Genomic DNA, 14,567 nt, shown 5'->3' with positions numbered 1-14,567 from the left:
CTAGGGTCCTCGGCAGCCCGAACGTCCTTTAAGCACCGTCCCGTGAGGCGGAGAAGGAGGTCGGCGTGCAGCCGCATGCCTCGACAGTCGACGCACCCACCGCCGCCGGAGGATCCCCCCTCCGCCGCTCGGCGATCCTGGTCCTGGAGGACGGCCGCACCTTCCGCGGCGAGTCCTACGGTGCGCCCGGGGAGACCTTCGGGGAGGCCGTCTTCAACACCGGGATGACCGGCTACCAGGAGACCCTCACCGATCCCTCCTACCACCGTCAGGTGGTGGTGATGACCGCCCCGCACATCGGCAACACCGGGGTGAACCTCGAGGACGACGAGTCCCGTCGGATCTGGGTGGCCGGCTACGTCGTGCGCGACCCCGCGCGCCGGTCCTCGAACTGGCGCGCCACCGGCGACCTCGACGACGCCCTGCGCGCGCAGGGGGTCGTGGGCATCAGCGGGGTCGACACCCGCGCCCTCACCCGGCACCTGCGCGAGCGCGGGTCGATGCGCTGCGGCATCTCCAGCACCGAGACCGACCCGGCGGCCCTGCTGGCCCGGGTGCTCGAGCAGCCCTCGATGAAGGGCGCCGACCTCGCCGGCCAGGTGAGCGCCGAGCAGGCCTACGTCGTGCCCGCCGAGCCGGGGGAGTGGGGCGCCAAGCGCTTCACCGTCGCCGCGCTCGACCTCGGCATCAAGGGCATGACGCCGGCCCTGATGGCCCGGCGCGGGATCGAGGTCCACGTGCTGCCCGCCACCGCCACGCTCGCCGACATCGAGGCCACCGGCGCCGACGGGGTGTTCTTCTCCAACGGGCCGGGCGACCCCGGCACCGCCGACGTCAGCACCCTGCAGGCGGTGCTGGAGCGCGGCCTGCCCTACTTCGGCATCTGCTTCGGCAACCAGCTGTTCGGGCGCGCGCTGGGCTTCGGCACCTACAAGCTCAAGTACGGCCACCGCGGGATCAACCAGCCCGTGATGGACCGCACCACCGGGAAGGTCGAGGTCACCGCCCACAACCACGGCTTCGCCGTCGACGCGCCGCTCGACCGCGCGACCACGACCCCCTACGGCGAGGCCACCGTGAGCCACGTCTGCCTCAACGACGACGTCGTCGAAGGCCTGGAGCTGCGCGACACGACCGGTGCCCTCAAGGCCTTCTCCGTGCAGTACCACCCCGAGGCCGCGGCCGGTCCGCACGACGCCGCCTACCTCTTCGACCGTTTCGTCGCCCTCATGGCAGGAGAGCTCTGATGCCCAAGCGCGAGGACATCACGTCCGTCCTGGTGATCGGCTCGGGGCCCATCATCATCGGCCAGGCCTGCGAGTTCGACTACTCCGGCACCCAGGCCTGCCGGGTGCTCAAGGCCGAGGGCCTGCGGGTCATCCTGATCAACTCCAACCCGGCCACGATCATGACCGACCCGGAGTTCGCCGACGCCACCTACGTCGAGCCGATCACCCCCGAGTACGTCGAGAAGGTCATCGCCAAGGAGCGCCCCGACGCCATCCTGCCGACCCTGGGCGGTCAGACGGCGCTCAACGCGGCCATCGCGATGCACGAGGCCGGCGTGCTGGAGAAGTACGGCGTGGAGATGATCGGCGCCAACTTCGAGGCCATCCACCGCGGCGAGAACCGCGAGCTGTTCAACGCCATCGTGCACAAGGTGGGCGGCGAGGTCGCCCGCTCGGTCATCTGCAACGCCGAGGACCTCCCGGCCGGCGACGAGCGCGCGCGCGTCGCGCACGCGCTGCAGAAGTGCCGCGACGCCGTCGAGCAGCTGGGCGGCTTCCCGGTCGTGATCCGACCCTCCTTCACCATGGGCGGCACCGGCTCCGGCATCGCCTACGACGCCGACGACCTCGAGCGGATCGCCGGCGCCGGTCTGGCCGCCAGCCCCACCACCGAGGTGCTGATCGAGGAGTCGATCATCGGGTGGAAGGAGTACGAGCTGGAGGTGATGCGCGACCGCAAGGACAACGTCGTCATCATCTGCTCGATCGAGAACCTCGACCCGATGGGCGTGCACACCGGCGACTCGATCACCGTGGCGCCCGCGATGACCCTCACCGACCGCGAGTACCAGCACCTGCGCGACCTCGCCATCGGCATCATCCGCGAGGTCGGCGTCGACACCGGCGGCTGCAACATCCAGTACGCCGTGAACCCCGTCGACGGCCGGGTGATCGTGATCGAGATGAACCCGCGGGTCTCGCGCTCCAGCGCGCTGGCCTCCAAGGCCACCGGCTTCCCGATCGCCAAGATCGCGGCGAAGGTCGCCATCGGCTACACCCTGGACGAGATCCCCAACGACATCACCGCCGGTCCCCACGGCGTCACCCCGGCGGCCTTCGAGCCGACCCTGGACTACGTCGTGGTCAAGGTGCCGCGGTTCGCCTTCGAGAAGTTCCCCGGGGCCGACCCCGTGCTCACCACCCACATGAAGTCGGTGGGCGAGGCGATGGCGATCGGGCGCAACTTCACCGAGGCGCTGCAGAAGGCGCTGCGCTCCCTGGAGAGCAAGGACGCCCCCTTCGACTGGTCCCACGAGGTCGTCGAGCTCGACAAGGCCGCGCTGCTCGCCGAGATCGTCAAGCCGCACGACGGCCGGCTGAAGAAGGTCATGGACGCCCTGCGCGCCGGGGCCACCGCCGAGGAGGTCTTCGACGCGACCCGGATCGACCCCTGGTTCGTCGACCAGCTGAGCCTGATCAACGAGATCGCCCAGGAGCTCATCGCCGCCCCCGAGCTGACGCCGGACCTGCTGCGCCTGGCCAAGCGGCACGGGTTCTCCGACGTCCAACTGGGCCGGATCCGGGGGATCACCCCCGAGGTCGTGCGCGGGGTGCGTCACGCCCTCGGCATCCGGCCGGTCTACAAGACCGTCGACACCTGCGCGGCGGAGTTCGCGGCGAAGACGCCCTACCACTACAGCTCCTACGACGAGGAGACCGAGGTGGCCCCGCGCGAGCGGCCGGCCGTGATCATCCTCGGCTCCGGCCCCAACCGCATCGGCCAGGGCATCGAGTTCGACTACTCCTGCGTGCACGCCTCCCTCGCGCTCTCGGCGTCCAAGGGCGGGGCGGGCTACGACACGGTGATGGTCAACTGCAACCCCGAGACCGTCTCCACCGACTACGACACCTCCGACCGGCTCTACTTCGAGCCGCTCACGCTCGAGGACGTGCTCGAGATCGTGCACGCCGAGCAGCAGGCCGGCCCCGTGGCCGGTGTCATCTGCCAGCTCGGAGGCCAGACGCCGCTCGGGCTCGCCCAGGGTCTGGCGGCCGCCGGCGTGCCGATCGTGGGCACCTCCCCGGACGCCATCGACCTGGCCGAGGACCGCGGCGCCTTCGGCCGTGTGCTGGCCGAGGCCGGGCTGGTGGCGCCCAAGCACGGCACCGCCACCTCCTACCCCGAGGCCCGGCGCATCGCCGGCGAGATCGGCTACCCGGTCCTGGTGCGTCCCTCCTACGTCCTCGGCGGGCGCGGCATGGAGATCGTCTACGGCGACGACGCGCTGGAGACCTACCTGGAGAAGTACGTCGCCGCGGGGCTGATCAGCCACGAGGCGCCGGTGCTGGTCGACCGGTTCGTCGACGACGCCGTCGAGGTCGACGTCGACGCACTCTTCGACGGCGAGGAGCTGTTCCTCGGCGGGGTCATGGAGCACATCGAAGAGGCCGGCATCCACTCCGGCGACTCCTCCTGCGCGCTGCCGCCGATCACTCTCGGCGCCCACGAGATCCAGCGCATCCGCGAGGCCACCCTGGCCATCGCCCGGGGCGTCGGCGTGCGCGGCCTGCTCAACATCCAGTTCGCTCTCGGCTCCGACATCCTCTACGTGCTCGAGGCCAACCCGCGTGCCTCCCGCACGGTGCCGTTCGTCTCCAAGGCCACCGCCACGCCGCTGGCCAAGGCCGCGGCCCGGGTGATGCTCGGGGAGTCGATCGCGCAGCTGCGCGCGGCCGGCGTGCTGCCGGCCACCGGCGACGGCGGCGTGCTGCCCCCGGACCAGCCGATCGCGGTCAAGGAGGCCGTGATGCCCTTCAACCGGTTCCGCACCCCCGACGGCCAGCAGGTCGACACCGTGCTCGGCCCGGAGATGAAGAGCACCGGCGAGGTCATGGGCTTCGACCGCGACTTCGGCCGGGCGTTCTCCAAGTCCCAGGCCGCCGCCTTCGGCGCGCTGCCGCTGGAGGGCCGGGTGTTCGTGTCGATGGCCAACCGCGACAAGCGCTCGATGATCTTCCCGGTCAAGGTGCTGGCCGACCTCGGCTTCGAGATCCTCGCCACCCAGGGCACCGCCGAGGTGCTGCGCCGCAACGGCGTGCCCGCCAGCGTGGTGCGCAAGCACCACGAGGGTCCGGGCCCGAACGGCGAGAAGACCACCGTGCAGCTGATCGGCGACGGCGAGGTGGACCTCATCGTCAACACGCCCTACGGGGCCGGCGTGGGGTCGGGCAGCGTGCGCCTGGACGGCTACGAGATCCGCACCGCCGCGGTGAAGGCCAACGTCCCGTGCATCACCACCGTGCAGGGGCTCGGCGCCGCCGTGCAGGGCATCGAGGCGCGCCGGCGCGGCGAACTCGACGTGCGCAGCCTGCAGGACTGGGCGCGCGTCATCACCGGCGCGGGTCCCTCCGCCGCCCGCGGCGACTGAGCCGGTCCACGATGGCACGCGACACGGGCCGGGCCTACCAGCAGCTGTTCCGCCACGGCTTCCGCCGCCTCGACGCCGAGCGGGCCCACCACCTGGGCTTCGCGGCGGTGCGGGCGGCGGGGCCGGTGCTGCGGTGGCGGCGCCCGGTCGGCACCCCGGTCGAGGCGCTCGGACTGCGGTTCCCGCACCCGCTGGGCCTCGCCGCCGGGTTCGACAAGAACGGCGTCGGCATCGACGCCCTCGGGGCGCTGGGCTTCGGCCACGTCGAGAGCGGCACGGTCACCGGGCAGGCCCAGCCGGGCAACCCCCGGCCCCGGCTGTTCCGGCTGGTCGAGGACCACGCCGTCGTCAACCGGATGGGGTTCAACAACGAGGGTGCCGCCGCGGTCGCCGCCCGGCTCGCCGCGCGTGGCCGTCCGGCAGGCGCCCCGGTGCTCGGCATCAACATCGGCAAGACCAAGGTCGTGCCCGAGGACGACGAGGCCGCGGTGCTCGCCGACTACGGCGTCTCGGCGCGCCTGCTGGCCCCCCACGCCGACTACCTCGTGGTCAACGTGTCCTCGCCGAACACCACGGGCCTGCGCTCGCTGCAGGCCGTGGAGCGGTTGGAGCCGCTGCTCGAGCACGTGCGCGCCACCGCCGACGCCGCCGCCGCGCGCCACGTGCCGCTGCTGGTGAAGATCGCCCCGGACCTGGCCGACGAGGACGTCGTCGACGTCGCCGCCATGGCGCGGCGGATCGGTCTGGACGGACTCATCGCCACCAACACCACCATCGCGCGCGACGGCCTGCGCAGCGCCCCGGCGGAGGTCGAGCGGATCGGTGCCGGCGGTCTCTCCGGGCGGCCGCTCACGCACCGTGCCACCGAGGTGCTGCGGCTGGTGCGCGCGGAGGTCGGGGCCGACCTGGTGCTCATCGGCGTCGGCGGCATCACCACCCCGGAGGAGGCCCGTGAGAGGCTCGCCGCCGGGGCCACCCTCGTGCAGGGGTACACCGCCTTCATCTACGAGGGCCCCGGCTGGCCGCGACGCGTGGCCGCCGGCCTGGCCTGAGCACCGTCCCACCGCCCCGAGGAGGCACCCGCATGGCGTTCGGCGACTACCAGATCGAGCTGTACCTGGGCGCGTTGGGCGGTGTCCTGCCGGCCCACCCCTTCGACCACGCCGAGCGGGAGCGCGTCGCCCTCGCCACGCTGCCGCCCGAGCTGCGCACCTACGTCGCCGGCGGGAGCGGCACCGAGGGCACCCAGCGGGCCAACGCCGAGGCGTTCGCCCGCTACGCCCTGATCCCGCGGATGCTGCGGGCCACCACCGAGCGGGACCTGTCGGTCGAGCTGTTCGGGCGCCGGCTGCCCTCGCCCCTGCTGATGGCACCCGTCGGCGTGCTCGGCCTGTGCACCCCCGACCAGCACGGCGACATCCACGGGGCGGAGGTGGCCGCGGCCACCGGAGTGCCGTTCATCGGCTCCACCTTGATGAGCGACCCCCTGGAGGACGTCGCGGCGGCCCGCGGCGACACCCCCGCGTGGTTCCAGCTCTACACGCCCAAGGACCGCGCGCTGGCCGAGAGCTTCGTGCACCGCGCCGAGGCCGCCGGCTACGAGGCGCTCGTGGTCACCCTCGACACCTGGGTGCCCGGCTGGCGCCCGCGCGACCTCGCCAGCGGCAACTTCCCGCAGCTGCGCGGCAAGGCCCTGGCCAACTACACCTCCGACCCGCGCTTCGCCGAGATGACCGGCCCCGACCCCGACCCGGGCACGACCGTGATGACCTGGGTCGGCACCTTCGGCCACCCGGTCACCTGGGACGACCTGCCCTGGCTGCGCTCGCTCACCGACCTGCCGATCGTCCTCAAGGGCATCTGCCACCCCGAGGACGCCCGCCGGGCGCTGGACGCGGGCGCCGACGGCATCTACGTCTCCAACCACGGCGGCCGGCAGGCCGACGGCGGGGGAGCGGCGCTGGAGTGGCTGCCCGACGTCGCGGCCGCGGTGGACGGCCGGGCCCCGGTGATCTTCGACTCCGGGGTGCGCACCGGCTCCGACGTCCTCAAGGCGCTCGCGCTGGGTGCCGACGCGGTCGCGATCGGCCGTCCCTACGTCTACGGCCTGGCCCACGGCGGCGTGCCGGGTGCGGTGCACGTGCTGCGCTCGCTGCTGGCCGAGACCGACCTGATCATGGCCGTCGACGGGTATCCCACGCTCGCCGACCTCACGCCCGAGGCGCTGCGGAGGCTCGCGTGAGCACGACCGGCTTCGGGGCGCGCCTCGCGGCCGCCACCGCCACGCACGGCCCGCTGTGCGTGGGCATCGACCCCCACGCCTCGCTGCTCGCCGCCTGGGGCCTGCCCGACGACGTCGCCGGCCTGGAGCGGTTCGCCCGGACGGCCGCGGAGGCGCTGGCCCCGGTCTGTGCGGTGGTCAAGCCCCAGGCGGCCTTCTTCGAACGTCACGGCGCGGCGGGGGTGGCGGTGCTGGAGCGCACCCTGGCCGACCTCCGGGCGGGCGGCACGCTGAGCCTGCTCGACGTCAAGCGCGGCGACATCGGCTCCACCTCCCAGGCCTACGCCGACGCCTACCTCGATCCCGCGAGCCCGCTCGCGGCCGACGCGATCACGGTCAGCCCCTACCTCGGGTTCGGCTCGCTCGACCCGTTCGTCGCCACCGCCCGCCACCACGGCGGCGGGCTGTTCGTGCTCGCGCTCACCTCCAACCCCGAGGGGCCGCAGGTGCAGCACGCCCGCACCGCGAGCGGTGCCACCGTGGCCGCCGAGGTGCTCGAGGCGCTGCGGGCGCTCAACGCCCCCGAGCGGGCCGTGGGCGCCCTGGGCAGCTTCGGGGCCGTCGTGGGCGCCACGATCACGCCCGGCGGGCACGACCTCGGCATCGACGGGCCGCTCCTCGCGCCCGGCTTCGGCGCCCAGGGCGGGACGGTGGCCGACCTCCACCGCGTCTTCGGCGCGGCCTACCCCCAGGTGCTGCCGTCGTCCTCGCGCGAGGTGCTCTCGCGCGGACCCGACGTCGCCGCGCTGCGCGAGGCGGTCACGGCGCTGCAGGAGCAGCTGCGTGGGTGAGCCCCGCACGCCGGTCCGCCATCGGGACGCGGCGGGCGTGCTGCTCCTCGCGGGGCTCGTCCTGGGTCCGCTGCTGGGCGGCTGCGGCGACCCGGAGACCTCGCCGCGCGAGGCGTACTGCGCGGTGGTCGGCACCGAGCAGGGGCGGATCGCGGAGGTCACCGGGACCGGCTCGCCGACGGCGCTGCTCGACGTCCTGCCCTCCTTCGAGCGACTCGAGGCGGCCGCACCGGAGGACCTGGTCGACGAGTGGTCGGTGGTCGTGACGCGGGTGCGGGCGCTGCGCGACGCCCTCGCGGCGGCGGAGGTCGACGCCGGCGACTACGACCCCGCCGACCCTCCGGCCTCGGTCACCCCCGCGCAGCAGGATGCGATCAGCGGCGCCGCCCGGGCGCTCGCCACCCCCGACGTCGCCGCCGCCCTGGACGCGGTACAGCAGCAGGCGCGCGACGTCTGCAAGACGCCGCTGGGCCTCCCGGGCGCTGGCTGAGCCGGGGGCGCGACGGCCGCGGGCGACCCTGATTGCCGCGCGCGCACCGGCGTGACTAGATTGACCACCGGTCCGCCCCCGCCCGGGCGCGGTGCCGAGCCGAGGGCCCCCGGGCCCGCCCGGACCGACCTGCACGACGACCGAAGGACCACGACGTGGCACTGCCCCCCTTGACCCCCGAACAGCGCCAGGCGGCGCTCGAGAAGGCTGCGGCCTCCCGGCGCGAGCGCGCCGAGGTCAAGAACCGGCTCAAGAACTCCGGGGCCTCGATCCACGACGTGATCCTGGAGGGGCAGACCAACGACGTCATCGGCAAGATGCGCGTGGTCGACCTGCTGCAGTCGATGCCGGGTCTGGGCAAGGTGCGCGCCCGCCAGGTCATGGAGCGGCTCGGCATCGCCGAGTCCCGCCGGGTGCGCGGTCTGGGCAGCAAGCAGATCGCCGCGCTCGAGCGCGAGTTCGCCCCGGAGTGAGCGGCCCCGCCCCCTCGCGCCGTCTCGTCGTCCTCGCCGGACCCACCGCGGTCGGCAAGGGCACCGTGGCCGCCGCCGTGCGCAGCGACCACCCCGAGGTCTGGATCTCGGTCTCCGTCACCACCCGGGCCCCGCGGCCCGGCGAGGTGGACGGGGTGCACTACCACTTCGTCGACGACGCCGCCTTCGACGCGATGATCGCCGAGGGCGAGCTGCTGGAGTGGGCCGTGGTGCACCGGGCCGCCCGCTACGGCACGCCGCGCCGGCCCGTGGTCGAGGCGCTGGCCGCCGGACGACCCGCGATGCTCGAGATCGACCTCCAGGGCGCCCGCCAGGTGCGCGAGACCATGCCGGAGGCGGTGTTCGTGTTCCTCAAGCCCCCGTCGTGGGAGGAGCTCGTGCGCCGGCTGGTCGGTCGCGGCACCGAGGACGAGGCCGAGCGGGAGCGCCGGCTCGAGACCGCGCGGGCCGAGCTGGCCGCGGAGTCGGAGTTCGACGTGACCATCGTCAACCGTGAAGTACACCTCGCGGCGGCGGAGTTGGTAGCCTTGATGACTGGCCATGACGCCGACGGGTCCGCTCCACGTTCCTGACCCCGCCGCCGTCGTTCGAATCCCGTAGTGAGGATGTGCGTGTCCGCGCCCAACACCGCCGCCGAAGGCGTGACCAACCCGCCGATCGACGACCTGCTGACCAAGACCGACAGCAAGTACAAGCTGGTGCTCTTCAGCGCCAAGCGTGCGCGCCAGATCAACGCCTACTACAGCCAGCTCGGCGAGGGCCTGCTGGAGTACGTCGGCCCGCTGGTCGACACCCACGTGCAGGAGAAGCCGCTCTCCATCGCGCTGCGCGAGATCAGCGAGGACAAGCTGGTCTGCGAGGACGTCGACCCCGCCGAGCTCGCCGCTGAGCAGGCCGCCGCCGCGGCCGCCCTGGCCGACGGCGCGTCCGTCGACGAGTGACCACGGCGATCCGGAGGTGACCACCCCGGTTCCCGGGGAGGCGCCCCGGGTCGTCCTCGGCGTCGCCGGAGGGATCGCGGCCTACAAGGCCTGCGAGCTCCTCCGGCGGCTGCGCGAGTCGGGTCACGACGTCACCGTCGTGCCCACGGCCGCGGCGCTGGAGTTCGTCGGCGCCCCCACCTGGTCGGCGCTGTCGGGCAAGCCCGTCTCCGCCCAGGTGTGGGACGCCGTCCACGAGGTCCCGCACGTGCGCATCGGGCAGGGCGCCGACCTCGTCGTCGTCGCCCCGGCCACGGCCGACCTGCTCGCCAAGGCCGCCCACGGCCTGGCCGACGACCTGCTCACCAACACCCTGCTCACCGCCCGCTGCCCGGTGGTGCTCGCGCCCGCGATGCACACCGAGATGTGGGAGCACCCCGCCACGGTCGCCAACGTCGCCACGCTGCGCTCGCGCGGCGTGCTGGTGGTCGAGCCCGCCGTCGGTCGCCTCACCGGCGCCGACTCCGGCAAGGGCCGCCTGCCCGAGCCCGAGGCGCTGGCCGCGCTGTGCCAGGACGTGCTCGACCGCGGCGCGTCGGCGGGCGTGCACGACCTCGGCGGTCGTCACGTCGTGGTGTCGGCCGGCGGCACCCGCGAGTACCTCGACCCGGTGCGCTTCCTCGGCAACCGGTCCTCCGGACGCCAGGGCCACGCCCTGGCCCGGGCCGCCCTGGCCCGCGGTGCGCGGGTGACGCTCGTGGCCGCCAACGTCGCGCTGCCGGCCCCGGCCGGCGCCGACGTCGTCGCGGTCGAGACCACCGCCCAGCTCCGCGAGGCGGTGCTCGCCGCGGCCGCCGACGCCGACGCCGTCGTGATGTCCGCCGCCCCGGCCGACTTCCGCCCCGCGCAGGTCAGCGAGGCCAAGATCAAGAAGGACGAGGACGGCTCGGCCCCGTCGATCGCCCTGGTGCAGAACCCCGACATCCTGCGCGAGCTCGTCACCACCCGGGGCGCCGGCGACACGGTCGTCGTCGGGTTCGCGGCCGAGACCGGTGACGCCCGCGGCTCGGTGCTCGACCACGCCCGCGCCAAGCTGGCCCGCAAGGGCTGCGACCTGCTCGTGGTCAACGACGTCAGCGGGGGCGCGGTGTTCGGCAGCACCGAGAACGAGGCCGTGCTCCTCGACGCCGACGGCGGCCAGCGGCCGGTGCCGCGCGGCAGCAAGGAGTCGCTGGCCCACGCCATCTGGGACGCCGTCGTCCCGCGCCTGGCCTGAGCCCACCGATTCACGACACGAGACGGGCATCTTGCATGCTGGTCCGACGCAGTCCGTAGGCTGCCCCGGTCCGAACGATCGGTGACGCATCGATCGCATCCCGACTGACCCACCCTGCACGAGAGCGAGATTCACCGTGGTTGGACGCCTCTTCACCTCCGAGTCCGTGACCGAGGGGCACCCCGACAAGATCGCCGACCGCATCAGCGACTCGGTCCTGGACTACCTGATGACCCACGACCCCGACCGCGAGAACCTGCGGGTCGCGGTCGAGACGCTGCTCACCACCGGGCTCGTCGTCGTCGCGGGCGAGGTGCGCACCAACGTCTACGCCCCGATCGCCGACATCGTGCGCGGTGCGATCAAGGAGATCGGCTACGACCACTCCGACAAGGGCTTCGACTACGCCACCTGCGGTGTCAGCGTCGCCATCGGCGGCCAGTCCGCCGACATCGCCGCCGGGGTCGACCACGGCCTCGAGTCGCGCGTGGGGTCCTCGGAGGACGAGCTCGACCAGCGCGGCGCCGGCGACCAGGGCCTGATGTTCGGCTACGCCTGCGACGACACCGCCGTGCTGATGCCGCTGCCGATCGTGATCGCCCAGCGGCTCGCCGAGCGTCTCACCGACGTGCGCAAGAACGGCACGCTGCCCCACCTGCGTCCCGACGGCAAGACCCAGGTCACCATCGAGTACGACGACCAGGACCGCCCCGTGCGCATCGACACCGTCGTGCTCTCCACCCAGCACTCCGAGGACACCGACCTGGAGAAGCTGGAGGGCGAGATCAAGCAGCACGTCATCGACCCCGTGCTCGCCACCTTCGACCTGCCCTCCGAGGGCTACCGGCTGCTGGTCAACCCCACCGGTCGCTTCGTCGTCGGCGGCCCCATGGGCGACGCCGGCCTGACCGGTCGCAAGATCATCGTCGACACCTACGGCGGCATGGCGCGCCACGGTGGCGGCGCGTTCTCCGGCAAGGACCCGTCCAAGGTCGACCGGTCGGCGGCCTACGCCATGCGCTGGGTGGCCAAGAACGTCGTCGCCGCGGGCCTGGCCCGCCGCTGCGAGGTGCAGGTGGCCTACGCCATCGGCAAGGCCCAGCCGGTCGGCGTGTTCGTGCAGACCTTCGGCACCGGTGTGGTCTCGGACGAGGAGATCCAGCGCGCCGTCCTCGAGGTCTTCGACCTGCGTCCGGCCGCCATCCTGCGCGACCTCGACCTGCTGCGCCCGATCTACGCCGCCACCTCCGCCTACGGCCACTTCGGTCGTGAGCTGCCCGAGTTCACCTGGGAGCGCACCGATCGCGCCGAGGCGCTCAAGGCCGCCGCCGGGGTCTGACCCCCGGCGCCGCACGGCGCCCGCGACCACGACGACGCCGCCCCGGGGAGCTCCCGGAGGCGGCGTCGTCGTGTCCCGGGGTCGTCGAGGGGGAGGCGGTGCGTGCGGTGCGTGCGGGGACGTCGGTGCCGACTGGTAGACAACGGCTGTGACGCCGCCGGACCCCACCCCGCCCGCGCAGCCGGGGCTGCCCGGGCTGCGGGCCACGGTGCGCGAGTCGCAGGCGAAGGCCCGCGCCAGCCGCGAGCGGGCGCGGGCCGAGGCCGAGCCCGCGCCGGTCGACCCGGTGGCCCGGGTGCTGGTCGACGTGCCGCTGGCCCACCTGGACCGGACCTTCGACTACGCCGTGCCGGCCGCGCTGGCCGAGGCCGCCGTGCCGGGCGTGCGGGTGAAGGTCCGCTTCGCGGGTCAGGAGGTGGGCGGCTACCTCCTGGAGCGTGCGGCCACCACCGACCACGCCGGCCGCCTGGCGCCGCTGCGCCGGGTGGTGAGTCCCGAACCCGTGCTCAGCCCGGCGGTCGCGGCGCTCGCCGCCGACGTCGCGGCGCGCTACGCCGGGGTGCGCAGCGACGTGCTGCGACTGGCGGTGCCGCCGCGCCACGCCACCGCCGAGAAGGCCGCCTCCGTCCCCGCGCCGCCCGTGCCCACCGACCTCGCCCGTCCCCACCACGACTGGTCGGCCCACCCGGCGGCCCCCGCGCTGCTGCGCCACCTCCACGACGGCGGGGCGCCGCGTGCCGTGGTCGGGGTGCTGCCGGGGGAGCCCTGGCCGGCGCTGCTGGCCGACCTCGTGGCCGCCACGCTCGCCGGCGGGCGCGGCACGATCGTGTGCCTGCCCGACGGCAAGGACGTCGCCCGTCTCGACGCCGCCCTGACCCAGCGCCTCGGTCCCGACCAGCACGTCGTGCTGGCCGCCGACGCGGGCCCGGCCCGGCGCTACCGCGACTTCCTGGCCGTGAGCCGGGGCGCGCGACGCGTCGTCATCGGCACCCGCAGCGCCGCCTTCGCCCCCGTCCACGACCTCGGTCTGGTGGTCGTCTGGGACGACGGCGACGACCTCCACGCCGAGCCGCGTGCGCCCTACCCCCACACGCGCGAGGTGCTGCTCCTGCGCGCCGAGCGGGAGGGCACCGCCGCGGTGCTCGCCGGCTTCGCGCGCAGCGTGGAGGCCGACCACCTGCTCGTCACCGGCTGGGCGCACGAGGTCGGCGCGCCGCGCGAGGTCGTGCGGGCGCGGTTCCGGGTCGACATCGCCGGAGCCAGCGACCCCGCTCGCGGGCGCGACCCCTCCGGCGTCGGTGCGCGGGTGCCGCGGGAGGCGCACCTGCTGCTGCGCGAGGGCCTCGAGCGCGGTCCCGTCCTCGTCCAGACCCCGCGCGGGGGCTACGCCGCCGCCCTGGCGTGCGAACGCTGTCGCACCCCGGCCCGCTGCGCCGCCTGCGCCGGCCCGCTCGCCCTGCGCGGGCCGCTGCAGCCGCCCACGTGCCGCTGGTGCGGCACGCCGGACCCGGCCTGGGCCTGCGCCGAGTGCGGTCACCACGGCCTGCGGGCGCCGGTGGTGGGCGACGCCCGCACGGCCGAGGAGCTGGGCCGGGCGTTCCCGAAGGTGCGCGTGCTGTCCTCCGCCGGCGACCACGTGCTCGCCACCGTGCCCGACCGTCCCGCCCTGGTGGTCGCCACCCCCGGTGCCGAGCCGGTGGCGGCCGCCGGCTATGCCACGGTGCTGCTGCTCGACACCTGGGCCCCGCTGGCGCGCGAGGACCTGCGCGCCGCCGAGGAGGCGCTGCGGCGCTGGAGCAACGCCGTCGGTCTGCTGGCCCCCGGCGGGCGGGCCCTGGCCGTCGGCGACCCGGCGCACCCGGCGCTGCAGGCCCTCGTGCGATGGGACCACGGCGGGTTCGCCGCGCGCGAGGCCGCCGAGAGGCGCTCCGCCCACCTGCCCCCCGCCACCCGCGTCGCCACCCTCACCGGCGAGCCCGGCGCCCTCGACGACGCCCTCACGCTGCTGCCGCTGCCCCCGGTGGCCGAGGTGCTCGGTCCGGTGCCGGTCCCGTCCGCGGGTCCCCGCGGCCCCGGCGGGGCTCCGGAAGAGGCCGAGGAGCAGGTGGTGGTCCGCACGCCGCGCGTCCACGGTGCCGCCCTCGCCGCCGCCCTGGGCGAGCTCCAGCGGGTCCGCTCGGCCCGCAAGCTGGACGCGGTGCGCGTCCGCCTCGACCCGCCCTCGCTCTGAGGCCCCGCCACCGCTCACTAGACTGGGCTCGCTGTTTCCCGTCGTCACCAGCGGAATGCACCACTTCGGGCCCCGATCCGGTGCATTCC

The 14,567-nt window shown here is 74.4% G+C and carries 12 protein-coding genes; all 12 read left to right on the top strand.

The window, feature by feature from the left end; all coding sequences use genetic code 11:
• Positions 1-134 precede the first annotated feature (134 nt).
• Positions 135-1,247, top strand: a complete 1,113-nt coding sequence (carA, locus tag ACERUJ_RS08970; RefSeq protein ID WP_370248204.1) for a glutamine-hydrolyzing carbamoyl-phosphate synthase small subunit — start codon at positions 135-137, stop codon at positions 1,245-1,247.
• Entirely contained in the window at positions 1,247-4,657 is a 3,411-nt protein-coding gene (gene carB, locus ACERUJ_RS08965) for a carbamoyl-phosphate synthase large subunit (RefSeq protein ID WP_370248174.1), read from the top strand. The genes carA and carB overlap by 1 nt, the downstream gene beginning before the upstream one ends.
• An 11-nt stretch (positions 4,658-4,668) precedes the next feature.
• A complete protein-coding gene (locus tag ACERUJ_RS08960; protein WP_370248173.1) occupies positions 4,669-5,709 on the top strand; it encodes a quinone-dependent dihydroorotate dehydrogenase in 1,041 nt (346 codons plus the stop codon).
• 32 nt (positions 5,710-5,741) lie between these two features.
• Positions 5,742-6,899: an alpha-hydroxy-acid oxidizing protein gene (locus tag ACERUJ_RS08955; protein ID WP_370248172.1), complete on the top strand. Its 1,158-nt coding sequence runs from the start codon at positions 5,742-5,744 to the stop codon at positions 6,897-6,899.
• A complete protein-coding gene (pyrF, locus tag ACERUJ_RS08950; protein ID WP_370248171.1) occupies positions 6,896-7,729 on the top strand; it encodes an orotidine-5'-phosphate decarboxylase in 834 nt (277 codons plus the stop codon). Before ACERUJ_RS08955 ends, pyrF begins: the two co-directional genes overlap by 4 nt.
• Positions 7,722-8,219 carry a hypothetical protein gene (locus tag ACERUJ_RS08945; RefSeq protein WP_370248170.1) on the top strand — a complete coding sequence of 166 codons (498 nt, stop codon included), beginning with the start codon at positions 7,722-7,724 and terminating at the stop codon, positions 8,217-8,219. The genes pyrF and ACERUJ_RS08945 overlap by 8 nt, the downstream gene beginning before the upstream one ends.
• Positions 8,220-8,374: 155 nt before the next feature.
• Positions 8,375-8,692, top strand: a complete 318-nt coding sequence (gene mihF / locus ACERUJ_RS08940) for an integration host factor, actinobacterial type (RefSeq protein WP_370248169.1) — start codon at positions 8,375-8,377, stop codon at positions 8,690-8,692.
• The gene (gene gmk / locus ACERUJ_RS08935; RefSeq protein WP_370248168.1) at positions 8,689-9,285 is read left to right on the top strand and encodes a guanylate kinase; all 597 of its coding nucleotides are present in this window, start codon (positions 8,689-8,691) and stop codon (positions 9,283-9,285) included. The genes mihF and gmk overlap by 4 nt, the downstream gene beginning before the upstream one ends.
• 39 nt (positions 9,286-9,324) lie before the next feature.
• The gene (gene rpoZ, locus ACERUJ_RS08930) at positions 9,325-9,654 is read left to right on the top strand and encodes a DNA-directed RNA polymerase subunit omega (protein WP_370248167.1); all 330 of its coding nucleotides are present in this window, start codon (positions 9,325-9,327) and stop codon (positions 9,652-9,654) included.
• A 16-nt stretch (positions 9,655-9,670) separates the two neighbouring features.
• The gene (gene coaBC / locus ACERUJ_RS08925) at positions 9,671-10,909 is read left to right on the top strand and encodes a bifunctional phosphopantothenoylcysteine decarboxylase/phosphopantothenate--cysteine ligase CoaBC (protein ID WP_370248166.1); all 1,239 of its coding nucleotides are present in this window, start codon (positions 9,671-9,673) and stop codon (positions 10,907-10,909) included.
• A gap of 136 nt (positions 10,910-11,045) precedes the next feature.
• Complete coding sequence (gene metK / locus ACERUJ_RS08920) at positions 11,046-12,248, top strand: methionine adenosyltransferase (RefSeq protein WP_370248165.1); 1,203 nt, start codon at positions 11,046-11,048, stop codon at positions 12,246-12,248.
• A 148-nt stretch (positions 12,249-12,396) separates the two neighbouring features.
• Positions 12,397-14,478 (top strand): primosomal protein N', encoded by a 2,082-nt coding sequence (locus ACERUJ_RS08915; RefSeq protein WP_370248164.1) that lies wholly within the window; start codon positions 12,397-12,399, stop codon positions 14,476-14,478.
• Positions 14,479-14,567: the final 89 nt, after the last annotated feature.

Origin of the sequence: Nocardioides sp., assembly GCF_964228225.1 — a bacterium.
Classification (GTDB): Bacteria; Actinomycetota; Actinomycetes; order Propionibacteriales; family Nocardioidaceae; genus Nocardioides.
The sequence above is the reverse complement of the archived record's forward strand: the minus strand, read 5'-3'. Positions and strand labels throughout refer to the sequence as shown.

Bases quoted from the DNA above. Each gene is read 5' to 3' on its own strand.
- carB (WP_370248174.1), top strand. From the start codon at position 1,247: ATGCCCAAGCGCGAGGACATCACGTCCGTCCTGGTGATCGGCTCGGGG.
- ACERUJ_RS08960 (WP_370248173.1), top strand. From the start codon at position 4,669: ATGGCACGCGACACGGGCCGGGCCTACCAGCAGCTGTTCCGCCACGGC.
- ACERUJ_RS08955 (WP_370248172.1), top strand. From the start codon at position 5,742: ATGGCGTTCGGCGACTACCAGATCGAGCTGTACCTGGGCGCGTTGGGC.